General features: G+C 53.0%; 25 protein-coding genes and 1 riboswitch. Of the genes, 19 read left to right on the forward strand and 6 right to left on the reverse strand.

Going from position 1 to position 24,906, the window contains the following annotated elements; translation table 11 throughout:
• Positions 1-5 precede the first annotated feature (5 nt).
• From flgE to IMCC3135_RS08410, 5 genes are all read right to left on the reverse strand, one after another.
• On the reverse strand, positions 6-1,319 hold the full coding sequence (flgE, locus tag IMCC3135_RS08390) for a flagellar hook protein FlgE (protein WP_088917196.1): 1,314 nt from the start codon (positions 1,317-1,319) through the stop codon (positions 6-8).
• Positions 1,320-1,335: 16 nt separating this feature from the next.
• Complete coding sequence (locus tag IMCC3135_RS08395; RefSeq protein ID WP_088917197.1) at positions 1,336-2,037, reverse strand: flagellar hook assembly protein FlgD; 702 nt, start codon at positions 2,035-2,037, stop codon at positions 1,336-1,338.
• Positions 2,037-2,435 carry a flagellar basal body rod protein FlgC gene (gene flgC / locus IMCC3135_RS08400; protein WP_418251421.1) on the reverse strand — a complete coding sequence of 133 codons (399 nt, stop codon included), beginning with the start codon at positions 2,433-2,435 and terminating at the stop codon, positions 2,037-2,039. Before flgC ends, IMCC3135_RS08395 begins: the two co-directional genes overlap by 1 nt.
• Before the next feature lie 2 nt (positions 2,436-2,437).
• Positions 2,438-2,872 (reverse strand): flagellar basal body rod protein FlgB, encoded by a 435-nt coding sequence (flgB, locus tag IMCC3135_RS08405; RefSeq protein WP_088917199.1) that lies wholly within the window; start codon positions 2,870-2,872, stop codon positions 2,438-2,440.
• Between the two features lie 109 nt (positions 2,873-2,981).
• Complete coding sequence (locus tag IMCC3135_RS08410) at positions 2,982-4,220, reverse strand: hypothetical protein (RefSeq protein ID WP_088917200.1); 1,239 nt, start codon at positions 4,218-4,220, stop codon at positions 2,982-2,984.
• A gap of 142 nt (positions 4,221-4,362) precedes the next feature.
• On the opposite strand from IMCC3135_RS08410, the gene flgA reads away from it, so the two are divergent.
• From flgA to IMCC3135_RS08425, 3 genes are all read left to right on the forward strand, one after another.
• Positions 4,363-5,103 (forward strand): flagellar basal body P-ring formation chaperone FlgA, encoded by a 741-nt coding sequence (gene flgA / locus IMCC3135_RS08415; protein WP_157735851.1) that lies wholly within the window; start codon positions 4,363-4,365, stop codon positions 5,101-5,103.
• A 37-nt stretch (positions 5,104-5,140) separates the two neighbouring features.
• Positions 5,141-5,593 (forward strand): hypothetical protein, encoded by a 453-nt coding sequence (locus IMCC3135_RS08420; RefSeq protein ID WP_088917202.1) that lies wholly within the window; start codon positions 5,141-5,143, stop codon positions 5,591-5,593.
• A gap of 431 nt (positions 5,594-6,024) precedes the next feature.
• Positions 6,025-6,201 (forward strand): hypothetical protein, encoded by a 177-nt coding sequence (locus IMCC3135_RS08425; RefSeq protein ID WP_157735852.1) that lies wholly within the window; start codon positions 6,025-6,027, stop codon positions 6,199-6,201.
• A 14-nt stretch (positions 6,202-6,215) separates the two neighbouring features.
• Here IMCC3135_RS08425 and IMCC3135_RS08430 read toward each other — a convergent pair whose 3' ends face one another.
• Positions 6,216-6,791 (reverse strand): hypothetical protein, encoded by a 576-nt coding sequence (locus IMCC3135_RS08430; protein WP_088917204.1) that lies wholly within the window; start codon positions 6,789-6,791, stop codon positions 6,216-6,218.
• 435 nt (positions 6,792-7,226) lie between these two features.
• Here IMCC3135_RS08430 and csrA point away from each other — a divergent pair, with 435 nt between their 5' ends.
• From csrA to IMCC3135_RS08510, 16 genes are all read left to right on the forward strand, one after another.
• The gene (gene csrA, locus IMCC3135_RS08435; RefSeq protein ID WP_088917205.1) at positions 7,227-7,442 is read left to right on the forward strand and encodes a carbon storage regulator CsrA; all 216 of its coding nucleotides are present in this window, start codon (positions 7,227-7,229) and stop codon (positions 7,440-7,442) included.
• 326 nt (positions 7,443-7,768) lie between these two features.
• Entirely contained in the window at positions 7,769-8,143 is a 375-nt protein-coding gene (gene rpsL, locus IMCC3135_RS08440; RefSeq protein WP_088917206.1) for a 30S ribosomal protein S12, read from the forward strand.
• Between the two features lie 6 nt (positions 8,144-8,149).
• Entirely contained in the window at positions 8,150-8,620 is a 471-nt protein-coding gene (rpsG, locus tag IMCC3135_RS08445) for a 30S ribosomal protein S7 (protein ID WP_088917207.1), read from the forward strand.
• A 50-nt stretch (positions 8,621-8,670) separates the two neighbouring features.
• Positions 8,671-10,758: an elongation factor G gene (gene fusA / locus IMCC3135_RS08450; protein WP_088917208.1), complete on the forward strand. Its 2,088-nt coding sequence runs from the start codon at positions 8,671-8,673 to the stop codon at positions 10,756-10,758.
• Between the two features lie 123 nt (positions 10,759-10,881).
• Positions 10,882-12,072, forward strand: coding sequence for an elongation factor Tu (gene tuf / locus IMCC3135_RS08455; protein ID WP_088917154.1), 1,191 nt, complete (start codon positions 10,882-10,884; stop codon positions 12,070-12,072).
• A gap of 6 nt (positions 12,073-12,078) precedes the next feature.
• Entirely contained in the window at positions 12,079-12,393 is a 315-nt protein-coding gene (gene rpsJ, locus IMCC3135_RS08460) for a 30S ribosomal protein S10 (protein ID WP_088917209.1), read from the forward strand.
• 104 nt (positions 12,394-12,497) lie between these two features.
• Positions 12,498-13,436: an adenosylcobinamide-phosphate synthase CbiB gene (gene cbiB, locus IMCC3135_RS08465; RefSeq protein WP_088917210.1), complete on the forward strand. Its 939-nt coding sequence runs from the start codon at positions 12,498-12,500 to the stop codon at positions 13,434-13,436.
• A 122-nt stretch (positions 13,437-13,558) separates the two neighbouring features.
• Positions 13,559-13,792, forward strand: a riboswitch (cobalamin riboswitch).
• A 164-nt stretch (positions 13,793-13,956) separates the two neighbouring features.
• Positions 13,957-14,568 (forward strand): cob(I)yrinic acid a,c-diamide adenosyltransferase, encoded by a 612-nt coding sequence (cobO, locus tag IMCC3135_RS08470; RefSeq protein WP_088917211.1) that lies wholly within the window; start codon positions 13,957-13,959, stop codon positions 14,566-14,568.
• A 12-nt stretch (positions 14,569-14,580) separates the two neighbouring features.
• A complete protein-coding gene (locus tag IMCC3135_RS08475; protein WP_088917212.1) occupies positions 14,581-15,615 on the forward strand; it encodes an ABC transporter substrate-binding protein in 1,035 nt (344 codons plus the stop codon).
• The gene (locus tag IMCC3135_RS08480; RefSeq protein WP_088917213.1) at positions 15,612-16,655 is read left to right on the forward strand and encodes a FecCD family ABC transporter permease; all 1,044 of its coding nucleotides are present in this window, start codon (positions 15,612-15,614) and stop codon (positions 16,653-16,655) included. The genes IMCC3135_RS08475 and IMCC3135_RS08480 overlap by 4 nt, the downstream gene beginning before the upstream one ends.
• A complete protein-coding gene (locus IMCC3135_RS08485; RefSeq protein WP_088917214.1) occupies positions 16,652-17,524 on the forward strand; it encodes an ABC transporter ATP-binding protein in 873 nt (290 codons plus the stop codon). The genes IMCC3135_RS08480 and IMCC3135_RS08485 overlap by 4 nt, the downstream gene beginning before the upstream one ends.
• The gene (locus IMCC3135_RS08490; protein WP_088917215.1) at positions 17,521-17,928 is read left to right on the forward strand and encodes a DUF1636 family protein; all 408 of its coding nucleotides are present in this window, start codon (positions 17,521-17,523) and stop codon (positions 17,926-17,928) included. Before IMCC3135_RS08485 ends, IMCC3135_RS08490 begins: the two co-directional genes overlap by 4 nt.
• Positions 17,925-19,082, forward strand: coding sequence for a cobalamin biosynthesis protein CobW (gene cobW / locus IMCC3135_RS08495; protein WP_088917216.1), 1,158 nt, complete (start codon positions 17,925-17,927; stop codon positions 19,080-19,082). Before IMCC3135_RS08490 ends, cobW begins: the two co-directional genes overlap by 4 nt.
• Complete coding sequence (cobN, locus tag IMCC3135_RS08500) at positions 19,082-22,960, forward strand: cobaltochelatase subunit CobN (RefSeq protein WP_088917217.1); 3,879 nt, start codon at positions 19,082-19,084, stop codon at positions 22,958-22,960. The genes cobW and cobN overlap by 1 nt, the downstream gene beginning before the upstream one ends.
• Positions 22,957-24,192: a magnesium chelatase ATPase subunit I gene (locus IMCC3135_RS08505; protein ID WP_236994759.1), complete on the forward strand. Its 1,236-nt coding sequence runs from the start codon at positions 22,957-22,959 to the stop codon at positions 24,190-24,192. Before cobN ends, IMCC3135_RS08505 begins: the two co-directional genes overlap by 4 nt.
• Positions 24,192-24,890 (forward strand): vWA domain-containing protein, encoded by a 699-nt coding sequence (locus tag IMCC3135_RS08510; protein ID WP_205737962.1) that lies wholly within the window; start codon positions 24,192-24,194, stop codon positions 24,888-24,890. Before IMCC3135_RS08505 ends, IMCC3135_RS08510 begins: the two co-directional genes overlap by 1 nt.
• Positions 24,891-24,906 lie beyond the last annotated feature (16 nt).

Here is a 24,906-nt window from a genome sequence, read left to right on the forward strand (position 1 = left end):
CTCGATTATCGGCGAATGTTGATGACAGTCTGTGTCAAGGTGTCATTTGTACTGATAACCTGCGCGTTTGCCTGAAAGCTACGTTGAGCACCAATCATTGATACCAGCTCTTGCGTGATATCAACGTTACTGCCTTCGAGCGCACCGGATTGCAAGCTACCGAGACTGGCACTGTTTGGAGCACCTGTTGCGGCTGATCCAGAGGCGTAGGTTTCTGTCCAGCTGGTTGCCCCAACCTGGCGCAAGCCTGACTCATTGGAAAAGTTAGACAGGGTTACCTGGCCCATGATTTCTGCCTGGCCGTTGGAGAATCGACCGAAAATGGTGCCATCGGTATCGACGTCAAAATCTTCAAGACGTCCTGCGGAAAAACCATCCTGGTTGATACTATTGACACCGAACGCATCATCAAACTGAGTGATAGTCCATAAGTCGAACTCCATTGACTGGTCAGAGGCACCACCTGAAGCAGGTGTATATGTGTCAGAGGTAAAGGTGGTCGCACCGTCCGTATTGCCATCAATAGACGACAGCGCTCCATTTTGATCGAATAAAAGTTCGATAGGGAGGGGCTCGTTGGGAGTCGCACCAGGGTTGGTACCATGAAGCGTCTGGTCTCCTACATAGGGGTATGCATTCCAGCTTGTATCGTCTACCTTTTGAAAATAGATGTTGGCTACCTCGGAAGAACCCAGTGAGTCATAAACCAGAGTCGAGGTAGAGAAACTATAGGTCTTTGCATTGCTGGGATCAAAAGTATTGGACGTAGTAGCTGCCGTAGCAGGTGGAACAGCTGGTGTTACAACAGTTGTTGGTATCGGGTCAGCTTTTGAATCAAGATTGGCGGTGATATCGATTTTTGTTGATCGATTGGGTTCCAGATCGGAGTAATCGATTTTCAGGTCTGTCATGACTGGTAGTATGTCGCTATTGGAATCGACGCCGTAGCCAGTTAACTTGTTGCCCGACGTATCAACGATATAGCCTTCTCGATCCAGTCCGAAATTGCCAGAACGTGTATAGAGAGTCGAACCATCATCGTTGAGTCGGAACATGCCAAGGCCTTCAACCGCCAGGTCCAGGTTCCGATCGGTAAACTGCATATCACCCTGCGTGTGTTCTTGTCGGACTTGAGCAACTCGGACGCCCTGACCAACATTAGAGCTACTTGAACTGGAGGCGCTTTGAGCATAGACATCGGCAAATTCTGCTCTGGAGCGTTTGAAACCGGTCGTCGCATTATTGGCGATATTGTTGGATATCGTGCTCAGTTCGGTCGATGCGGCATTGATGCCGGTTAGTGCAATTTCGAAAGACATGCTGTTTCCTCAGGAATTATTGGGTCGTATCACTAGCGGTGGAGTTATTAGAACGAATCTGTCTTATGTCAGCTATCGTGAGTACATCTCCTTGTTTTGTATTCAATGTTGATTGTCCGCCTGCGCCGAACTCCACTGATTCGATTATTCGAGAGGTCAGGACGGAAGCCGCCGTGAACTCGTCTCCTTGTTGAACACTTACATTTGCGGTATAGGTGCCAGCCGGCACCTTCGAACCACGGTTGTCCATGCCATCCCATGAAAATGTATGACGGCCAGCCTCGACCCCTCCCATATCTATCTGCCGAACCACCGTGCCGCTTCGGTCCGCGATATTGACGATGACATTGCCGGATGCAACATCCAGATCGAAGGCTCCGCTGGTTTCACCAGAATCTGTCAGCTCCATGGTGTCGCTTTCGATCAGAACTTCCTGGCCAACCAATTGTGTGGATTGCAAAGTCTGCCCCGAGGCGTAGGTTGCACTCAGGTTGTCGAGTGCTATCTGCATCTTCTCAATGCCTGAAACTGTACTGAACTGAGCCATCTGCCCTAGAAACTCACCATTGTCCATGGGCTCCATCGGGTCCTGATTCTTGAGTTGGGCGGTCATCAACTCGAGAAACTCATCCTGTCCCAGTTCCTTGTTATAGGTCGGTGTACTTTGAGCGGCGAGTGTGTATTGTTCACCCAGGGCCGCAGCGTCAACAGTTGCCATCAGGAATCTCCCATTTTCAGTGTTTGCAACATGAGTTGACGTACGGTGGATATCATTTCAACGTTGCTTTGATAACTACGTGAGGCGGACATCATATTGGCCATTTCTTCGACGTTATCAACGTTGGATCCGTATATATAGCCTTCGTCATTAGCCAGGGGGTGTCCGGGTTCATAGCGCATTTCCGGTTCGCGGCTTGACTCAACGATTCCGCGAGTCTGGACGCCACCAATTTCATTGTCGAGCACAGCTGCAAATACAGGGTGTCGTGCACGATATGCCTCTTCGGCGGTGCCTGACACGGAGCTGGCATTTGCCAGGTTGCTCGCAGTTGTATTAAGTCGAAGGCTTTGTGCGCGCATGGCACTGCCTGCAATGTCAAATATGCTTTGACCCATTTTCATTCACTCCTTAGTGCACGAATCAAACCGCTGACTCGACTTTTTATAAACTCGAGACTGGCCTGGTAGCGAACGCTGTTTTCGGCGAATCTTGCCTGCTCCATGTCCTTGTCAACAGTATTGCCATCGAGCGATGCTTCATCTGGCTGGCGGTACATCAGGGGGGCTGAGGCCCCAGCGGATTGATAGCCTGCGATATGTCGGTTGTTGGTAATACGCATGCCAGCAGAACTACCATTGCTTGTGGAAAGTGAAATTTTCTTGGCTGGAAATTTCGAAGCTCCACCGGCATCACGTAAAACTTCCGCAAAGGCCATGTCCCGCGCCTTGTAGTTTGGCGTGTCGGCATTGGCTATGTTGCTGGCAAGAACAGTGGTACGTTGAGCACGCAGTTTTATCGAATTGGCGTGAGTCGCCAGATAATCATCAATCATGAGTTAGTCGAGTCCTTTTTTACTTTTGCTTGATAGATGCTCTCGGCCAGTAATCGGCATAAATAAGAGCAAAGCAGGGTTGTTACAGTTAGCTTTGTCGGGTCCTCGATCATTGAATCGGGATGTTGATGAATTTTGGATTCCAGCGCGGTACAGGATCATCCTGGTAGAGCACGAGTGATAGCTCATTCAACGCTGTTGGAACCTCGGTTTTCTTGTAGTATTGAATGGCACCAAACAGGTCGTAACCGGCATAGGCTTCGGCTACCAATTTCTTGTAGCCTGAGGTGCTTCCCAGGATTTGTGTACGTCCGATATACTGTGTGCCCCTTGTGCTGATGGCCAGTGCACCGGCTTCCAGAGCCACGTTAATGGTTGTTTCTGACTGAACAGCGAATGTGGTCGACAGGCTGCCAGTTGAAGCAAAGCCACCTGCAGATGTCAGAGTGACAGTGACATCACCTTGAGGGGTCGTCCAAATGCAAGGTAGTACCAGCTCGCAGTCGGCATGGCTGTTGGTGATAGTGTCGACAGGTATGTTACTGAAAGAGGGTGATCTCGTGATACCACCATCGCTCATGCTGATTGACCATTCAGACAAGAATGAACTGTCAGTCGCGCTATCAAAGGTAATCGAGCCATCGAGGATAGATCCTGCCAGTAGTTCGTGTTCGTTAGCACTGTCCGTGCCTCCCAGTAACTGTGCGCTCGGATTAAAGCTCACACCTGAGTCATCAAGGGCTAGTCCACCTTCGCTGACTGATACTTGTGTGTCATGCACAGTGCTGATTGAGTACTCGAGTTGCATTACACCGTATGTGCTTCTATTGTCAGCTCTGCTGACAGTAAGAGTGAACTGTTCGTCTTCGCTGGTCCATCGGCAAGGCAGTGACTGTCCGCAATCCATTGTTTTACTGCTAGTTTCGTCTGCTGCTCCGTTTTCAGAAACGGGTGTGTCTGGTGTCACTGATGAGTTGTCGTCAGACTGTTCCTGCTCCAGCGGGTCTTCCAGTTGCTCGGTATCCTCATCAATCTCAGTGTTGGTATCTAGCTCATTCCCAACTTCTGTGTCTGTGTCTGTGTCTGTGTCTGTGTCACCGGAAACCATGTTGGATCCATTGCCCGTCGTGTCAGGATTGGGTTCACTAATGTCGGTATCACCGGACACCATGTTGGATCCGTCACCTGTCGTGGTAGGGGTGCCGCTATCGGGTTCGCTCGTCTCAGGCGCGCTCGCCTCGGTCGAGCCTGTGGCGGGGACTTCTGTAACAATGGTTTTCTCTGTACAGCCACTGATCATCAAACAACTGATGGCCAGGATCCAACGGCGCTTTATGCGAATAGACATTTGCTTCTCCTTTCCGAAATATGCTTCTGTTGGCGGCCTTGAGTTGTTTTAGTGAAGTGCCTCTCAAACTTGTTACTGTTAACTACAGTTAAGGAGTTTCCTGGTCCTGCCTGATGGACCGATGCTTGCGCATCAGAAATGTATGAACATACTCATTAAGTGGAAGCGCGCAAAATTCTGTCTGATTCTGTGCTTGTTGTTGATACCTGTATTTCCAGTCACCGCCGAGACAGGGGACAGGCAGTCGCTGGACGCTATCGCTCATGCCGTTCGCGAGTTCGTGACAGCAGAGCAAACGTCAACAGATGGAGTTCAGGTTGAAGTCAAAGCTCTGGACAATCGATTACGCCTGGCGCAATGCGATGCGCCACTGGATACCTACTGGTCTCCGGGAAGTCGCAGCATTGGCAGAGTGACTGTGCAAGTTGAATGTGCCAGTCCGAAACCCTGGCGTGTACATGTGCAGTCAACGGTGACGCAGGAAGGCTATGTCTGGGTTCTGTCGCGTGGCGTGCAGCGCGGAGATTTGCTGGATCCCGACTTGCTGGTCAAGCAGATCGTAAAGCTGGGTGCCAGCAATGCAGCGCTTAACTCGCTGGGAACGCCAATACTCGATGTAAAGCCTTGGCTGGGATACGCGTTTTCCCAGCGAGTGGGGGCAGGAAAAATGCTCAACGAACGCATGCTCAAGCCCGCAAACCTTATCAAGAAGGGAGATGCTGTACTGATTCGTATTGAGTCTGCAGGTTTGAAGTTGCAGACCAAAGGGGTGGCGCTGAAAGATGCCGCTGCTGGCAAGTTCGTACAAGTACGAAACATTGCTTCAGGAAGGGTGGTTGATGCTGTGGCCTTGCGCAAAGGCGTGGTTGTGGTCCTGAATTAGAGTGACAGAGAAATTCGAGAAATTGAAAAACCGGAACATGAAAAATACAAAGTTCGCAGTACAAGTGCTTGAGTTCAATAGCTCGGTAATTCAGTCGCAGCTGAACACGGTTGAGCAGCTGGTGACGCGTTTCAGGCGTATGCTCGACGATGAGGCAGCTCTGATGAATGTGCGCAATGCTGGTGATCTGCCTGCATTGGTGGTGAGGAAGAACGCAGCAATTGCCGATTTGATGCAAAACGAAAATTTCATGATTCATCTGTTTTCAGATCATGCTGAGGAACCTGCCGTCGCAGTGCTTCGTCAAAACCTTGAAGAGTGCCGAAACTTGAATCGGCTCAATCAGTCGGTAGCATCTCTGGAATTGAATGCGACACGTAAAAGCCTGGAGTTGCTGCGCTCACTGCAGAGAATGGACGATTTGCCCTTGTACGGGTCCGCCGGCAAGATAAATGTTGTGCGTGAAAAGCGTGATCTGGGGGAAGCCTAGCTCAACCCAACCCCTCGGCGAGTATTTTAGATAAGTGCCAGAGCCGGGCTGATAGGCAGGCGGCTGATTGACTCACTCACTGGGCTCACTGGGCTCACTGGGCTCATTGGGCTCATTGGGCTCATTGGGCTCATTGGGCTCATTGGGCTCGATTGGGATAAAGAGCATGCGCCATGTGCTCAAGAGCGACACACATCAATCAGTGAGCAGGAAGGAGGGGTCCGCCGATGCCCGCCTAGTCTGTATTCGACATCGCCGAGGCGTGAGGCGGTCTCAGGTCGAACATATGTCCATGTTCAGGGCGTCACGATTTCGGGCAAGCATAATGACCGTTGCTGCAAGGCAGCATCATGCGCGCCTCAAGCCTTTAGAGGGCGTGGGTCACGTGTGGTGAGGTGATCCTGGTCCTGGCCATCAAGTGGATATCAAAAGTGGCAGCGACGCTGTGGGAACTGCGGTGCCACCTTGATGGACTTGCGAAAACACTGTTTGATGGGTTTGCTGAAAGCATTGTGTTCAATGCCTGCCAGCCGGGTGGGTCCTGTGTCTTGTCAGAGTGCTGTGAAGCTGACGACACCGCGGATCACCAGGCTGGCATCTTCGGGTGAATCAAAAAATATTCTCAGGCTACCTTGGAGGCAGATTTGTAAGCCTGCCAAAGTTGGCTGATACCGGAATGCTGTTCAGGATGGTGCGCCGCTGTGTCATTAACCAGCTCATCTTTTACCGCAGGGGCAGGTGAATGGTTTGGAGCGGCCGCAGGAGCTGACAATGTGTGAGTGCTGGCTGTTGCTTGATAGCCGGTGTCCTGAGCATTGGAAGTCGAATCGCTCATCTCGCTACGCAGCAGGAATCTGGGGATATAGGAGCCAGGCTTCATCTCAATGAAGATGGTGGTGTCCGGGTTCTGTACATAGTAAGTATCCAGAGATGAACGTAGACGTTTCGCCAGAACTCGTACGGAAGGGTCTGTCTGTGGGTCAAAGCTTGCTGGCTTGCCAAGTGCCTCGATACCGACTGTGAAGGCCTTGATGCGACGAGTATTACCTAAGAGTGTCTGTTCAACCACATATTTGAGGAATGCTGACATCTGCGGGGAAACTGAGAACTTGTCTGTGACAAGAATGTGATGCAACGCTGTTGTTACTTCTTCGGCGTCCAGAAAAGAACTGGTTTGATCGTTATCTTGATTCATCATGCTGCTGGTCCTTGTTGAAATTGCCCAAATTGGCATGGGTGCCAAAGAGAGAGCAAGAACGGGACGCAATCGGCATACTTTGTAACGTGAGGTGCCCAGTGGGCGTGGCTTTCAAGGTCATGAAACCCCGTTAGATGGGGCTTTGAAGGCGATTTCAACTAACCGTTATTTTTTTAAATTATTTTCTGAAGTAGTGCCATGTAACGTGCTGCAGACCATTTTTCTTCAAAAACTGTCGGATGTGACGATTTGATGACGTTTGGTTTTCTGACGCATGTCGAATAATTGGCGCGATCCGATAATCCGTTGTCTGCCAGGGTCGGTTCTGGTCTGGCGTATTACCCTATGCACTATCTCCGGGCTTCAGTTGGACAGGCTACCCGCCGTCACAAGTGCTGACGCAAGAATGCACAGCCCTATAAGAGAACAAGCCAGATGCTGATATTGACCAGACGGGTAGATGAAAGGATTTTCATTGGAGAAGACATCACATTGTGTGTTTTGGACATTGAAGGTAATAGAGTGCGACTGGGTCTTGAAGCACCCAAAGATGTCGCAATATTGCGTGAAGAGGTACAACAGCGGTATGATGCAGAGGCCTCGAACGATGCACACCATCCTCAGATTGATGAAGCCAAGCGCTCAGCGTAAAGCTTCAAGGTGAAGTGAGGACATTCAGGGCAATGGTAAAAGTCTGGGCAATTTCGCAATAAATCGGTAAGTTGACGTCGAAGACGTACGCAATGACGATAATCTGCGAGGTAACGGTTGACACTCCAGTTAGTCGGCCTTACAATTCCGGAGCTCGATAGCAGGCCAATCAGTGATTGGTCTGTCATTCGTTCAGGGCTCCCGAATTTAATTCCGGATTGAAACATCAGCCCGCCCAGTTACAAACGGAAGTTCCCGATCCATATCCGGGTGTATGACGATGCTGAAGAGCTCGTCTGACCAAGCCGGACCAACGACAGCATTGTATGGCGACGATCAATCAACTTGTCCGCAAGCCGCGAAAGCGCAAGGCGGAGAAATCTAATGTACCGGCTTTGCAGGCCTGCCCGCAGAAGCGTGGGGTTTGCACACGTGTGTACACCACTACGCCGAAGAAGCCGAACTCGGCTATGCGTAAGGTGGCTCGTGTTCGACTGACCAACGGTTACGAAGTTACTTCGTATATCGGTGGTGAAGGCCATAACCTTCAGGAACACTCGGTTGTTCTGATCCGTGGCGGTCGAGTCAAGGATTTACCCGGTGTTCGCTACCACACTGTTCGCGGTAGTCTTGATACCCAGGGCGTCGATTCGCGTCGTCAGGGTCGTTCTAAATACGGCGCCAAGCGTCCTAAAGGTTAAGCCAGTATGTCAAGAAGAGCTCAAGCACCCAAGCGAGATATCCTGCCGGATCCTAAGTACGGCAGTGTTCGATTGGCGAAATTCATCAACATCATGATGCTGGACGGCAAGAAAGCTGTCGCCGAGCGAGTCATTTATGGCGCTCTGGATGTGATGAAAGAAAAAGGTCTGGCCGAGCCAGTTGAAGTCCTCGAGCAAGCTCTTGAGAACGTCAGCCCTGCGGTGGAAGTCAAATCTCGTCGTGTAGGTGGTGCAACTTACCAGGTGCCTGTTGAAGTGCGTCCTGTTCGTCGTAGCGCGTTGGCGATGCGTTGGATCATTGACGCAGCGCGAAAGCGCGGTGAGAAGTCCATGACATTGAAGCTGGCAGGCGAGTTGGCCGATGCTGCTGAAAAGCGTGGTACTGCAGTCAAGAAGCGTGACGATGTTCATCGCATGGCTGAAGCAAACAAGGCGTTCTCTCACTACCGCTGGTAAGCGGGCTTGGTGTGAAGCAATTTTAGTCTGGACCCGAGTCTTTTCTGTCTGTGGCACGCATCACACCAATATCTCTATATCGTAACGTCGGCATCATGGCTCACATTGATGCCGGCAAAACGACGACGACTGAACGAATCCTGTTCTATACAGGTGTGTCTCACAAAATGGGTGAGGTTCACCATGGCTCCGCCACGATGGACTGGATGGCGCAGGAGCAGGAACGAGGCATTACCATTACCTCGGCTGCTACGACGTGCTTCTGGAAGGGCATGGACGGGTCGCGACAGCAGCACCGCATCAATATTATCGATACTCCCGGACATGTCGACTTTACTATTGAAGTCGAGCGCTCCTTGCGGGTGCTGGATGGCGCCGTGGCAGTTTTCGATTCTGTTGGAGGCGTAGAGCCGCAGTCCGAGACAGTCTGGCGACAGGCCAACAAATATTCGGTTCCACGAGTTGCGTTCGTTAACAAGATGGACCGCATTGGGGCCGATTTTGATCGTGTGCTTGGCCAGATTCGTTTACGTTTGGGTGCCAATCCAGTTGCCATACAGATTCCAATTGGTTCGGAAGAAACATTTGCCGGCGTCGTCGATCTGGTTTCCATGAAATCCATCTTGTGGAACGAGACCGATCAAGGTCTGACATATACCATCGGTGAGGTGCCCGAAGAGCTTGCTGATGAAGCCACGGCAGCTCGTGATTTGTTGATGGAAGCTGCTGCTGAGGCTGACGAAGAGCTGATGGATCAGTATCTGGAGTCGGGTGAGCTTAGCGAGATTGATATCCGCAGAGGCTTGCGCAAGCGAACGCTGGCGAATGAAGTCGTGCCGGTGTTATGTGGCTCTGCCTTCAAGAACAAGGGTGTTCAGACGTTGCTCGACGCTATCGTTGATTACATGCCGGCGCCAGATGACGTAAAGCCTGTGCAAGGCGTGTTGAGTGATGAGTCGATAGGTGAGCGACCTGCCAATGACGAAGCGCCATTTGCGGCTTTGGTGTTCAAGATTGCAAATGACAGTTATGTCGGTTCGTTGGCTTTTCTGCGGGTCTATTCGGGTGTGGTAAAAACCGGCGACATGGTTTTCAATCCACTGCGTGGCAAAAAAGAGCGTATTGGTCGTTTGTTGCAGATGCACGCCAATAACCGAGAAGAAATCAAGGAAGTTCACGCTGGCGATATTGCGGCGGCTGTGGGCTTGAAAGAAGTTGGTACCGGAGATACATTGTGCGAGCAGAGGCAAGCGATTGCTCTTGAGCGCATGGAATTCCCCGAACCGGTCATTTCTGTGGCTGTTGAACCGAAGACGATGGCTGATCAGGATAAGATGGCGGCAGCTCTGGGGCGTCTTGCCAGGGAAGATCCTTCGTTCAGAGTTCGAACGGATGATGATTCGGGCCAAACCATTATCAGTGGTATGGGTGAGCTGCATCTGGACATCATTGTTGATCGCATGAAGCGGGAATTCAGCGTTGAGGCTAATGTCGGTAAACCTCAGGTGTCTTATCGTGAGACCATTCGCAAAACGGTGGAAGCGGAAGGCAAGTTCATACGTCAGACTGGTGGTACAGGTCAGTATGGTCATGTCTGGTTGCGTATGGAGCCTCTGGAGCGCGGAAGCGGCTTTGAATTTGTCAGTGAAATTGTTGGTGGAACGGTACCGAAAGAGTACATTCCAGCAGTACAGAAAGGTGTTGAGGACGCGTTAGCCAATGGCGTGCTGGGCGGCTACCCGATGGTAGACCTGAAAGTAACCTTGTACGACGGTTCTTATCATGATGTTGATTCGAACGAAATTGCCTTCAAGATTGCCGGATCCATGGGATTCAGGAATGGTTCGAACGATGCCAATCCGACTCTGCTGGAACCGGTCATGAATGTAGAAGTTGTTACCCCGGAAGATTATATGGGGGATGTAATGGGAGACTTGAATCGTCGCCGTGGTGTGGTAGTTGGCATGGATGAACAGCCGGGTGGCAAGGTTATCCGCGCCGAGGTACCATTGGCACAGATGTTTGGGTATTCCACAGATTTACGTTCCGCCACGCAGGGCAGAGCGGTGTATTCAATGGAATTCAAGAGTTATGAAGTACCACCTCAGGCGGTGGTTGATGCAGTACTGCATCGTTAGCCTTACTAAATGTAGTCATTAATACTGTATCATCCGCAGCCCAGACCCTATTCAAGACCTGAGACCGGTCTGTGAAACCAGGGATCGCATGGGCGATCAATCGAAAACGAGGCCAGAACTTAAGTGTCTAAGGAAAAATTCGAACGTAATAAACCGCATGTCAACGTAGGCACTATTGGCCACGTCGATCACGGTAAGACCACACTGACAGCTGCACTGACTATCTGCCAGGCAGAGAAGTTCGGTGGTGCTGCACGCGCATACGACCAGATCGATAACGCGCCGGAAGAGAAAGCTCGCGGTATCACTATCGCTACAGCTCACGTTGAGTATGAGTCCGAGAACCGTCACTACGCTCACGTAGATTGCCCGGGACACGCGGATTATGTAAAGAACATGATCACCGGTGCTGCTCAGATGGACGGCGCTATCCTGGTATGTTCGGCTGCTGATGGCCCTATGCCACAGACTCGCGAGCACATCCTGCTGGCTCGTCAGGTAGGCGTTCCTTACATCGTTGTCTACCTGAACAAGGCAGACATGGTTGATGATGCCGAGTTGCTTGAACTGGTTGAAATGGAAGTTCGTGAGCTTCTCGACAGCTACGATTTCCCTGGCGACGATACGCCAATCATCACCGGTTCAGCTCTGAAAGCGATCGAAGGTGACATGACTGAAATCGGACGTCCTTCTATCGACAAGCTGATTGATGCGCTGGATACTTACATTCCAATGCCTGATCGTCCTGTTGATCTGCCTTTCCTGATGCCTGTAGAGGACGTGTTCTCTATCTCGGGTCGTGGAACAGTTGCAACAGGTCGAATCGAGCGTGGCATCATCAAGGTTGGTGAGGAAATCGAGATTGTCGGTATCCGTGACACCACCAAGACGACAGTTACTGGTGTTGAGATGTTCCGCAAGTTGCTGGATCAAGGTGAAGCTGGCGACAACGTAGGTATCTTGCTGCGTGGTACCAAGCGTGAAGATATCGAGCGTGGACAAGTACTGTGCAAGCCGAAGACAATCAACCCTCACAAGAAGTTCGAGGCAGAAATCTACGTACTGGGCAAGGATGAAGGCGGCCGTCATACGCCATTCTTCAACAACTACCGACCACAGTTCTACTTCCGTACAACGGATGTAACAGGTGCGGTTGAATTGCCAGAAGGTACTGAGATGGTAATGCCGGGTGACAACGTGAAAATCGTTGTTGAACTGATCAACCCGATTGCGATGGAAGACGGTTTGCGTTTTGCGATTCGTGAAGGTGGCCGTACCGTTGGTGCCGGCGTTGTTGCGAAGATAATCGAGTAATACATTATGGCAGCCAGTCAAACAATCCGAATTCGTCTGAAAGCATTCGATCACCGTCTGATCGACCGTTCTGCGAAAGAAATTCTTGAAACCGCCAAGCGTACTGGTGCCCGTGTTCTGGGTCCAATTCCTTTGCCTACCAAGAAAGAACGCTTCACTATCCTGGTTTCTCCGCACGTCAACAAAGACGCGCGCGACCAGTACGAGCTGCGTACTCACAAGCGTCTGATGGATATTGTTGATCCAACAGAAAAAACGGTAGATGCTCTGATGAAGTTGGATCTGGCCGCTGGTGTTGACGTTCAGATCAAGTTGGCTTAATAGCTAGATCTGTTTGTTCGACATTTCCTTTAAAGGCTCGCTTCGGCGGGCCTTTTCTGGTTTTGGGAATTGATGAATGTCGATACAACCGGAGATTTGACGGCATGTTGATGCTGATGGCCATGGTGGCCGAATTGTGTCTGGGTTGGCCCCCATCGCTATTTGCCGCTATTCGGCACCCTGTAGTCTGGATTGGCTGGATGATTAACCGGCTGGAACGACTCCTGAATCGAGAGGGATCATTGCCTCTTGCGCGCCAGTTGCTGGGTATGTTGACAGCGTTGCTGGTTGTCATCGTCACCACCCTGGTAGCGCTGTTGTTGGTCTGGTTACTGCCAGATACCCTTGCAGGGTTCATGCTGGAGGCACTGATTGCCTCAAGCTTGTTGGCCACCCGCAGTCTCTATGCTCATGTAGCGGCGGTCAGCCGTCCGTTATTACGTGCCGATGTGAGTGAGGCGCGCTCAGCGCTCAGTCTGATCGTTGGCCGAAGGACAGCAGATTTGCAAGAGTCGGGTATCGCTGGTGCCGCTTTGGAGAGCCTGGCGGAGAACGCCTCCGATGGTGTTGTAGCACCGTTGTTCTGGGGTGTCCTGTTTGGCTTGCCCGGGTTGGCCGCGTACAAGGCAATAAACACTCTGGATTCAATGATCGGTCATAAATCCACTCGGTATCTGGATTTTGGGCGTTTCTCCGCCAAACTGGATGATGTCGTCAACTGGTTGCCTGCCAGGCTGAGTGCATTGCTGATCTGGTTGGCAGGAGGGAGGGTCTGCTCCTTTCGTTCTCTGGCGATGCAGGCTCGACATCATCGCTCACCCAATGCCGGCTGGCCCGAATCTGCCATGGCCTTTGCACTGAAGATCAAGCTTTCAGGTCCGAGGGTCTATGAGGAAGGCATCAGTGAAGAGCCCTGGTTGAATGCCGAAGGTGCTAGCCCCGGTGCCCCCGAGTTGCACCAAGGACTGCTGGTCTATGCCTATGCGATGGTGTGGATGTTGGTACTACTGGTATTGCTTGCATGGCTTGATCTGGGTTATTGAGACACTGTACGGCTGGCACTGCTTGGTCGGGAGTAATACGTTTCAAACTGATTCTCGTTTTAATCGAATAACCATTGCCCGCCCGGTCATCAAAACCTGATTGACGTCTTGCAGAATGCGTGCAACCATGCTCGCGTTCGGGTTCTCTGGCATACGCTTGTGTGTCAGGGTGAAATGGGAAGTCCGGTGACGATCGATGCAATATATCGTTCAATTCCGGCGCAGCCCCCGCTGCTGTAAACCTGACGGATACGTCAGTTGCCACTGAGTGTTTGGCCTTGGAGCAAACCACTTGGGAAGGCGACGTTATCCGGTAGAAGGTAAGCCAGAAGACCTGCCTGACAATCGAAGTACTTGGTATTTGCTCCGGGGTGTGAGCGCGGCCGACGATACAGTTCAGGTAGTGGAGTGATTGATTGACTGGTACCTGAAGGTGTCAGTGGCTCCAGCGAAATAGCCTGTATTCTCTATCTGTCTGCGAAATCCCCGGACCTCGACGATGCGTCAATGGGAATCGGAAATGGAAGAGCAAGATAAACAGAAACACAGCGAACGCATGCAGCGCAAGAAAGCTGTTGTGGATGCGGGCATCGAAAAAGCCCAGATTGAACGCGGTATCGTCATTCTGATTACCGGTAACGGCAAGGGTAAGACCACCTCTGGTTTCGGCACCGTCTATCGGGCATTGGGCCACGGGCATCAGTGTGGTGTCGTGCAGTTCATCAAGGGCACGCAGTCTACTGGTGAGGTCACTTTTTTGCAGCAATGCATGGGACTTGCCACTGTGCAGTACCACGCCATGGCAACGGGTTTTACCTGGAACACACAGAACTGGGATGCCGATAAAGCGGCGGCCGATGAGGCCTGGTCTCATGCCAGGCGTCTGCTGCAAGATGAGTCTGTGCAACTGGTGTTGCTCGATGAGCTGACCTATATGCTCAAGTACAAATTTCTGGATATGGAGGATGTGCTCTCGACCATCCGCGCTCGACCGGAAGGTCAGACGGTGATTATCACTGGTCGCGCCGCTCGGCCGGAACTACATGAAATAGCAGACACAATCAGCGAGATCGCAGATCGCAAACATGCCTACAAAGCCGGTGTAAAAGCTCAGCCAGGTATCGATTTCTGAGGAGAGGGCAGGATGATGAATGCTCACGATACTGCGCCCGAAGCACTCGTTCATCGAGGTGCTTGCGTGGCTGAGTGTGTGACATTTGTCAGTTGTTGGACGACTGGAATAGCACCACTTGCGTTAGTGCTCACACTCGGATTGCATGCTACGGCGACGGCAGGGTCACTATCGTCGGCTTCGTCGACGACGGAATCAATGCTGCAAGCACCTGGCCGTGATGCGACCGTGATAAAGCCAGCCTTGCTCAGTGAGCAGCGCCTGCCCAGAGTCATGTCTACCAATCTGTGTGCCGATATGCTGTTGCTGGGGTTGGCTGATGCATCGCAGATCGTCTCGCTCTCATACCAGTCGCAAGACCCGAAACGCTCCTCGCAGGCCTCATTAGCCAGAAATTTTGCCAGTAATCAGGCCAGTGCCGAGGAGGTGATTGCCAGTCAACCGGATATCGTTCTGGCGTCCCGGCGCTGGCAGGCACAACATCAGGTGCGTTTGTTCGAACGCTTTGGTATCAATATTATCAACGTGCCGTACCCGAAAGACTGGGCGAGTATTTTTGACAGTCTGGAGCAGATCGGTGAGGCTATTGGTCGTGGTGCCAGAGCGGCTGAACTGATCGCTGATACACAACGTCGCTTACAACAGGTGGAAGCATCGTCTGCGGCTCGAAGTGCACTCTACCTGAGAGGTAATGGTGGGACGGCCGCATCAGGTACCTTTATAGATGCCTTGTTCCAGGCACTTGCCGTGAGCAACAAGGCTAGCGAATACGGCGTGACAGGCTGGGGTCGGGTATCTCTCGAGTCGATCGTGCTTGATCCCCCCGATGCATTCATGCTCAGTCGTACCGAACACGACACATCACTTGCTCGATCTGGTGTGATTCGACATCCATTGTTGCGTGACTTGCTGTTCAGCAAGCCGGTGTTGTCACTCAGCAATCTGGATGCGGGGTGTAGTGACTGGCGGCAGGTGGAAACCGTGGAGAAGCTGGCTGGCGAGCTGAGCTCGCAGTCTGGTATCCCGGCTCAAGGGGCTCAGCCATGACGGTGGGGCGTGACGTTCTATTGAATAGCACCCTGTTGCTGACACTACTTGTGTTGACAGTGTGGTCTCTGACCATCGGACCATTGCCATTGTCCGTAGCTGATGTGATGTCAGCCCTGTTCAGCACGGCTTCGTCCACCTCTGTGGATGATTTGTTGTCAGAAACAGACCTGCAAACCCGATATCACATCATCGTGACAGAGATACGCCTGCCCCGGGCTTTGCTCGCGGTGCTGGTGGGCAGCTCACTGGGCATGTCCGGAGCTGCATTGCAGGGACTACTCAGAAATCCTCTAGCCGATCCCGGACTTCTGGGGGTTAGTGCCAGTGCCAGTCTGGGGGCCGTTTTATGTCTCTACTTTGGTCTTTCCGGATTGAACCTCTGGTTACTGCCGGTCTCGGCCATGGTGTTTGCCGCTGCATCAACGCTTCTGCTTGCTCTGTTTGCACGTCGTTCATCCGGCAATCTGGTACTGATACTAGCCGGTATCGGTCTGTCTTCACTGACCGGCGCTCTGATATCGCTTGCCATCAATCTTGCACCTACGCCCACCGATGTTCAGGATATCGTTCTGTGGTTGCTGGGTTCTATTGCTGATCGCAGCTTTGATGACATCCTGCTGTGTCTGCCATTTGTGCTGGCGGGGCTGTGTATTCTGATGGCTAGTGGACGTGGTCTGAATGCGCTTACGCTGGGCGATGAGGAAGCGGCGAGCCTGGGGGTGAATCTGGTACGCCTGCGCCTTATGGTCATCATCGGCACAGCACTTTGCGTCGGAGCCAGTGTCGCGGTAGCCGGAGCGATAGGCTTCATTGGCCTGGTGGTGCCTCATATGCTGCGCAAGGCTACCCATTATCACCCCGCTCGACTACTGATCGCCAGTGCGCTTGGAGGCGCTGTTTTACTGCTGGCTGCTGATATCGTGTTGCGGCTGGTCAGTCAGGATTTCGAACTGATGCTGGGGGTCGTTACATCGCTGATTGGTGCGCCATTTTTTCTGTTGCTGATCATGCGCACTCATACTCGAGGCATCCGATGAAGCGCCTTGAAGTGCATTCGCTGAGTGTGCGCCATGAGGGTAGAACACGGGTTGATGACATCAGCCTTGATATCGCTGGCGGCACCTTGTTTGGTTTGATTGGTCCCAACGGTGCTGGCAAGAGCAGCTTGCTCAAGGCCATCGCACAGTTGATACCGCATAGTGGTGATGTTGTTCTCGACAGCTACAAGCTGGAAAAGGTCTCCGCATTGTGGCGGGCGCGACGACTAGCGTATCTGGCGCAAAGTGGAGAAGTTGCCTGGCCAATGAATGTGCAGGATTTCGTGATGCTGGGGCGTTTGCCACATCGGCGCGATAGTCTGAGCTGGTCACGGCGGGCAAGGCAACAGACTGCTCAACCGAACAATGATGATGAGATTGTGCGTCAGGCTCTGGAGCAAACCGGGCTGTGGAACATGAGTACGCGCTATCTGGATCAACTGTCAGGTGGAGAGCTGGCACGGGTACGGCTGGCACGTGCTCTGGCGGTCGATGCAGGTGTGCTTCTGGCAGATGAGCCTTGTGCCTCGCTAGACCCCTTTCATCAGTTGAAGGTAATGGAACTGCTGCAGATGCAAAGTCGGCAGGGACGGGTCGTCATCGTCGTTCTGCACGACCTGACACTCGCCAGTCGATTTTGCGATCAGTTACTGTTGCTGCACGAGGGGCAAGTGGTAGCCAACGGCACCCCGAGAACCGTGCTCACGCCCGATAACCTCCAGCAAGTCTATCGGGTGCAGGCCATTCACGGCGAGTACCGTGATCAACCCTATATCGTTCCCTGGCAGAGTTCGACGCCAGAGATGCCACCTGTTATTACCGCTCCGGCCTCAACCCCGGATTTGCCTAAAGAGATCACCTTTAAATGATAACCGTCGTAGTTTGCATTACCTGTGGACAGCAGGCCGAGAGTGTTGAGGGCAGGCGTCCCGGCGAACACTTTGCTGATCGAGTTGAAGAAGTCCTTCGGGCACGCAGTCTGAGTGAGACAGAAATGCCGGCGATGCAGTTGCAACGCACCAAATGCCTGATGTCTTGCCAGCGTTCCTGTTCCGCTGCTCTGCACGAAGAGGGCAAGTACAGCTATGTGTTTGGCGAGTTTTTACCGGATACAGACAGCGCAGAAGCCTTGCTGGATTTTGCAGCGGGTTATCGGGTGTCTGATACCGGACAAGTACCTTTCAAGCAATGGCCCCAGGGGATCAAGGGACACTTCGTTGCTCGAATCCCGCCCATCGAATTCGCCACTAATAATCAGCGAGATGTTTCATGACAAATACAGCGAAAATACCTGCAACCATCATCACCGGTTTTCTGGGCAGTGGCAAGACAACCCTGGTCAGACACATGCTCGAATCCGCCGAAGGGCGAAGAATTGCGGTGATTGTCAATGAATTCGGTGAGCTGGGAATTGATGGCGACATTCTGAACCGTTGCAGCATCGGTTGTGATGAGTCGGGTAATGAACAGCCAGGCAACATCTATGAATTATCCAATGGTTGTCTGTGTTGCACGGTTCAGGAGGAATTCTATCCGGTCATGCAGCAGTTGCTGGAGCGCGCCGACCAGATCGATCATGTGGTGATCGAGACCTCGGGTCTGGCATTGCCAAAACCGTTGGTTCAGGCCTTCAACTGGCCTGAGATCAGGAACGCGTTTACCGTGGATGCTGTGATAACAGTCGTTGATGTACCTGCAATTGCCGCAGGGCAGTTTGCAAATGACCCGAATGCGGTCAAACAGCAGCGTGAGTCAGACCCGAACCTTGATCATCAGTCCGCTCTGCATGAGTTGTTTGAAGATCAGTTACTGGCAGCGGATCTTGTTGTTCTGTCGAAAACCGATCTTGTTGAGCAGTCCGTACGTGAGCAGGTCGAGCTGCTGGTCAGAGAGCAGTTGCCAGCGCAGGTCAAGCTGTTGGCAAGTGATCATGGTCAGGTTTCGATAGATCTGTTGCTGGGGCTGGGAAATGCTTCGGAAGAAACAATCAACCAGCGGCCTGGCCATCAGCATCATGATGAAAGCCACGACCACGACCACGACCACGACCACGACCATGACCATGATCATGATCAGTTCGATTCGCTTGTCATCAAGCTTCCGGTTGTTGATCAAGGGCGTTTGATGCAAATTCTGCAAACACTTGTTGAACAGAATGTCCTGTACCGCATCAAGGGATTTGTAGCTCTGCCAGGAAAGCCCATGCGCATGGTCGTGCAGGGCGTCGGGCGTCGGTTTGATAGCTATTTTGACCGACGTTGGGAAGCACAGGAAACACCGGAGACGCAGATTGTACTGATTGGTCATGATCTGGTTGAAAGTGAATTGCGAGCGGCGTTGTTGGAAGCCGTTGCAGAACCTTCTCAAGTTAGCGCTGGCGACGATTCTGCGAATCCTGCACAAGTGGTTCGTACCGAGGCTGTCTGATGCATCTTCTGTCCTCTCAACCAGGCGCATGGGTCGAAGATGCGTCGATTATCACGCGTATCGATCAAGAGCCCGGTGAACTCATCATTCTGAGTGCGGCAGATACCACGCTTGCATTATTGTCGGCGGCCCACCCTCTGGCTTGTCATGAGCATGGGGCTGCCGACTATCCTGTTGTGCGCTTGACCAACCAGATGTATCTGCGACAGCCAGCGTCGGTGGATCTGTATATCGATCAGATTCTGCAGTTCGCAAAAGTCATTGTCATCGATTTGCTGGGAGGAGAGGGGTACTGGCCTTACGCAGTAGATCGAATAGTTGAATTGTGTGAGTCCAGATCGATTGCACTGATCATGTTCTCTGGTGATAACACTGAGGATGGCAACCTGCTGATGAAAAGCACGGTCGACATGCCTTTGTGTCGTCAGCTGTGGCGTTATCTACGCGAGGGCGGTGTTGAAAACGCACGCAACTTCTACCGTTTGCTGGGCAATCAGTTTTTCTCACAAACTGCCCCGATTCAGCCGCCCAGAGTATTACCCGCGCTGAGCATTCTTCCACCCCCTCAAACAGAGGCAAGCGTGCAGCACTGGGAAGACGTCTGGATTCCCGGCGCTGCCTGCGTTGCGATTCTGTTCTATCGTGCACACCTGCAGTCTGGAAATGTGTCCGTGTTTCTGGAGTTGTGCAAATCCTTGCAATCACAAGGTCTGAACCCCTTGCCGCTGGCGCTGGCCTCTCTCAAGGATGCGGAGTGTATGGAAGGCATGGCCAGTCTGTGTGAGCAGCATGAAGTGGCGTTGATTCTGAACACGACGGCATTCTCGCAATCCTCCATGGATGATCCGGGGGATCACGCTTTACTGGGTGATGTGCCGGTCCTGCAGGTTATTCTGTCAGGTGGCAATCAGGAGGGCTGGGAAGCTGATACGCAAGGCCTGTCGCCGCGCGATATTGCCATGCATGTCGCGTTGCCCGAAGTCGATGGACGTATCATCACACGTGCCGTCAGTTTCAAAGGACTGGAGCGTCGCTGCGAATATACCCAGTGCGATATTGTCGGCTATCAGGCACATGGCGAACGTCTGGATTTTGTCGCCAGGCTGGCACAGCGCTGGTGTCGATTGCGAGTCTTGCCCACCGCTGATAAACGGTTGGCTCTGATTCTGGCCAATTATCCGACCCGCGAAGGTCGCCTCGGAAATGGAGTGGGGCTGGATACTCCTGCATCGGTTGTGAATATTCTGCGACGCCTGCAGCAGGATGGCTATGGTGTTGACGAACTGCCGCAGACGGGGCAGGCGTTGATGGAACAGCTCAAGGAAGGCATTACAAACGATCCCGCGCAATGGGCGCTGCGACCCGCGCGTCAGAGCCTGGCCTTGGCTGACTACCTGGCATTCTTCGACACCTTGCCGGAGGTCAATCGCACGGCCTTGATTGATCGCTGGGGATTGCCGGAACAGGACCCCATGCTGCGACAGGGCAGGTTCATGATTGCGGGGTTACGCTGCGGGAAAGTCTTTGTCGGTATTCAGCCGGCTCGTGGCTATGAGCTTGATCATATGGCCAGTTATCATGATCCTGACCTCATACCCCCTCATCACTATCTGGCGTTTTACGCCTGGATCCGGGAACATTGGCAAAGCGATGCCATTGTGCATGTCGGCAAGCACGGCAGTCTGGAGTGGTTGCCCGGCAAGAGTATCGCTCTGAGCGAACAATGCTGGCCTGATCTGATCCTGGGTCCCATGCCGCATTTATACCCTTTCATTGTGAATGATCCGGGCGAGGGCTCACAAGCCAAGCGCCGTGCCCAGGCGGTCATCATCGATCATCTGATGCCGCCTCTGACCCGAGCTGAAAACTATGGTCCCTTACGCGACCTGGAACGTCTGATCGATGAATACTACGAGGCTCTGCAACTGGATTATCGTCGTGCGGAGCTTCTGCGTACGCAGGTGCTGGCGCATATCGTCGAGCACGATCTGCATCAGGATGTCAATCTTTGTGTTCCCGATGATGCGCAACAGGAGCAGGCACTGCTTACCAGTATCGATGCCTATTTGTGCGAACTGAAGGAGAGTCAGATACGGGATGGTTTGCATATCTTTGGAGAGTCTCCAACAGGTCGCTTGAGACGGGATACCTTACTTGCGCTGGCGCGCTATCCGGTCGCCAATGGTGAAGGCGGGGATGAGAGCCTGATTCGTGCTCTGGTGTTCGACTTGCAGTTAGGTGCCAGTTTTGATCCTCTGGTAGCAGACGACTGGGGCCTGGTCTGGCAGGGCGCACGCCCCGCGGTTTTAGAAGAATGTACGAGCGATCCCTGGCGTACCCGCGGCGATACCCGGGAGCGACTGGAAATGCTTGCCACGCAACTGATCGAGGCCGATTGTCAGGAGCCAGGAGAGAGTGAGCATGGAAAAACTGACTCGTTGCTGCAAGCTGATTGGGTTCGTACCTCTGCTGTCATGTCCCGCTTGCGCTTGCGCCTGAAACCGAGTCTCGATGCTTGTGGGGAGCAGGAGTTGCTACAGCTTGGCCGTGGCCTGAACGGCCGATTTGTGCCTGCTGGCCCCAGCGGTGCGCCGTCGCGTGGCCGGCCGGATGTGCTGCCGACAGGGCGAAACTTCTATTCGGTTGATACCCGTGCGATACCTACCATGACAAGTTTTGGCCTGGGAGAACGTTCGGCGGCGCAATTGCTCGTACGCTATCTGCAGGATCATGGCGATTATCCGCGAGCGATTGGTTTGTCTGTCTGGGGGACTGCAACCATGCGCACTGGTGGTGATGATATCTCGCAGGCATTCGCGTTGATCGGTGTCCGCCCCAAATGGGCTGATGGCAGTCATCGGGTCTGTGGTTTTGAAGTGCTTCCCATGTCGGTCGTTGATCGTCCTCGTATCGATGTCACATTGCGAGTCTCCGGCTTCTTTCGTGACGCCTTTGCCTCAGTTATGCGTCTCTTTGATGCTGCGGTACAAGCGGTTGCCGAGCTGGATGAGCCTGCATCGGTCAATCCGATACGCGAGCGTGTCATGCGTGAAACAGCAGAGCTGGTAGCGCAAGGCCTGACTCAGGATGAGGCTCGGACGCAGGCGGGTCATCGGGTTTTTGGTGCGCAGCCGGGCAGTTACGGCGCAGGTTTGCAAGGCCTTATCGATCAGAAAAACTGGACAGATGATGCCGACCTGGCCAAGGCCTATCTGAACTGGGGAGGTTATGCCTATGGGCAGAACGATCATGGAACCGATGTCCGTGATACGTTCGCTCGACGCCTGAGCAGCCTGGAACTGGTTATGCACAACCAGGATAATCGTGAGCATGACATCCTGGACTCAGATGACTATTACCAGTTTCACGGGGGTATGACCGCCGCGGTCCGGCATTTGAGTGGGCAGCAACCCAGCGTCATGTTTGGTGATCACAGTAACCCGATGTCACCGGCTATCCGCACTCTGGATGAAGAAATCAGTCGGGTCGTGCGTTCACGTGTGACCAATCCAAAATGGATTGATGGTGTGAAGCGGCACGGCTACAAAGGTGCTTTCGAGATGGCCGCAACAGTAGATTATCTGTTTGCCTATGATGCAACGGCGCGGGTGGTTCGCGATGATCAGTATGCGCGGGTCACTGATGCCTATGTCGAAGATGACGATACTCGCCAGTTTCTTCAGCAGTACAACCCTGATGCGCTTTATGAGATCTGCGAACGTCTTCTGGAAGCGATGGAGCGTGGTTTGTGGCAGCAACCGGGTGATTACAGGCAAAGCATTGAGCGGCACTTGCTAGCGGCAGAGCAGCAACTGGAAGGCGGTGGCGCAAGCAAGGCCGTCACCCGTGACATGCAGGACGCAGGGAGTTCCGAATGAATAGTGAGCTTGCGACAGAGCTGCAGGGCACGGGATTGATGACATATCCGTTCAGTGCTTTGCATGGCCAGGCAGGGCTGCAACTGGCATTGCTGCTGATTGCAGTCGATCCTCGCATTGGCGGGGTTCTGATCGAAGGTGCACGGGGCACAGCCAAGACCACGAGTGCGCGAGCCTTGGCTGAGATTCTGCCTGAGGGGGCCTTTGTGAATTTGCCGCTGGGAGCCAGTGAGGAGCATCTGGCCGGATCACTTGATCTGGACATTGTGCTGCAGCAGGGTAAATCCAGTTTCAGGCCAGGTTTGCTGGCACGTGCCCACAGGGGTGTGCTGTATGTCGACGAAATCAACCTGCTGGCGGACATGCTGGTAGACCTTCTGCTGGATGTTTGCAGTAGTGGCATGAATCGCGTCGAACGCGATGGCGTTTCTCATCAGCATGCAGCAGAAATAGTACTGGTCGGCACGATGAATCCGGAAGAAGGTGAGTTGCGTCCGCAGCTACTCGACAGATTTGGCTTGTTCGTCAATGCCGATGCGTCGATCTCGATGGACATGCGCCAGCGCATTGTGCGTTCTCGAATGGCTTTTGATGACGATCCCGTTGCTTTCAATTTGCACTATGCGGATCAACAACAGAAACGTATTGCACAGCTGGTGTCTGCCCGGCAGAGTTTGAGCCAGATAGTCTTCACTGATGATGACTACGCGCGAGTGGCTCGAAAATGCCATGAAGCGCAGGTGGATGGTGTACGGGCTGACTTGGTGATGTTGCGAGCCAGCCGGGCCATGGCGGCTTTGAAAGGGCGTCTGCATATTACCGATGAAGATATCGATGCGGTCGCTGATATGGTTCTCGCACATCGTCGTAAAGGTGGCGCCGAGGCATCCGGAAACTCATGCGAGTCGGATACGATTGATGATGCTGCACAAGCAGGGAGCTCAGGGCAGTCAACTGCGGACAAATCTGCCTCCGGGGGCCCAGCCGAATCGCGCGAATCCGGGGCGAGCCAGGAATCGCAGTCGAGATCGAGTGATGATTCAGGTTCGAGTGAGGGGGCAGGATCGAGTGAGAGTGCTAATTCGAGTAAGGATTCAAATTCGATGGCGGAGGCGAGCTCAAGCGTTGACGAGGATGCTCAATGGGGGGCAATGCCTGCACAGGCTGTAGCCACTCGTCAGGTCGCCTGGCCAGCAGTACAAAATGGGGCACCGAACGGAAAAAAGTCCTGATGCGTCCGGCATCCGGTACCGGTACGGTTGCCGGAGGCGGACAGTCAGTGCGAAGCAAGCACAAGTCCGGGCAACGGACTATGACGACAAGCCGTCGCATTCACTGGCCGCGCACCCTTGCGGCCAAACGCACGGCCAGGTTGGGAGTCGAACATTTGCGCTTCAAGCAGGAAGCACAGGGTTCTGATGCTCTGCATTGTGTGCTGCTGGATTGTTCTGCATCGATGATGCGCGGGGGGCAGCTGGCCTTGGCAAAAGGTATCTTGTTGGCGCTCAGTAAACAGCTTTATCGTCAACGTGACAGGCTTGCCGTTATTGGTTTTGGCGGAGAGTCCGTTCAGATGCTGCAGCATGCGCAACGCGTCTCGGTATCAAATGTAGATTGGATTGAAGCGATAAGGGGTGGTGGAGGCAGTCCCGTGACAGCCGCCGTACAGCAGGCTGAACGCCTTCTGCATAGCGAGAAAAAACAGCTTGGACAGCCTCGAACATTGTGGTTGCTGAGTGATGGACGCTACGATCCCTTGCCGCCGTTGCCCCGGCATGTGGATGAGTGCCATGTAGTGGATTTTGAATCTGGCCATCTGCCGCTAGGACGTATCAGGCGGCTGGCTGAACTATGGCATGCGCAATACACGCATGCCAGTCATTGGGTTGATGTCAATGCAACCCTAACCCCCGGCAGGTATACAGCCTGACATTTTTACAGGAAAA

This window comes from Granulosicoccus antarcticus IMCC3135 (assembly GCF_002215215.1).
Taxonomy (GTDB): Bacteria; Pseudomonadota; Gammaproteobacteria; order Granulosicoccales; family Granulosicoccaceae; genus Granulosicoccus; species Granulosicoccus antarcticus.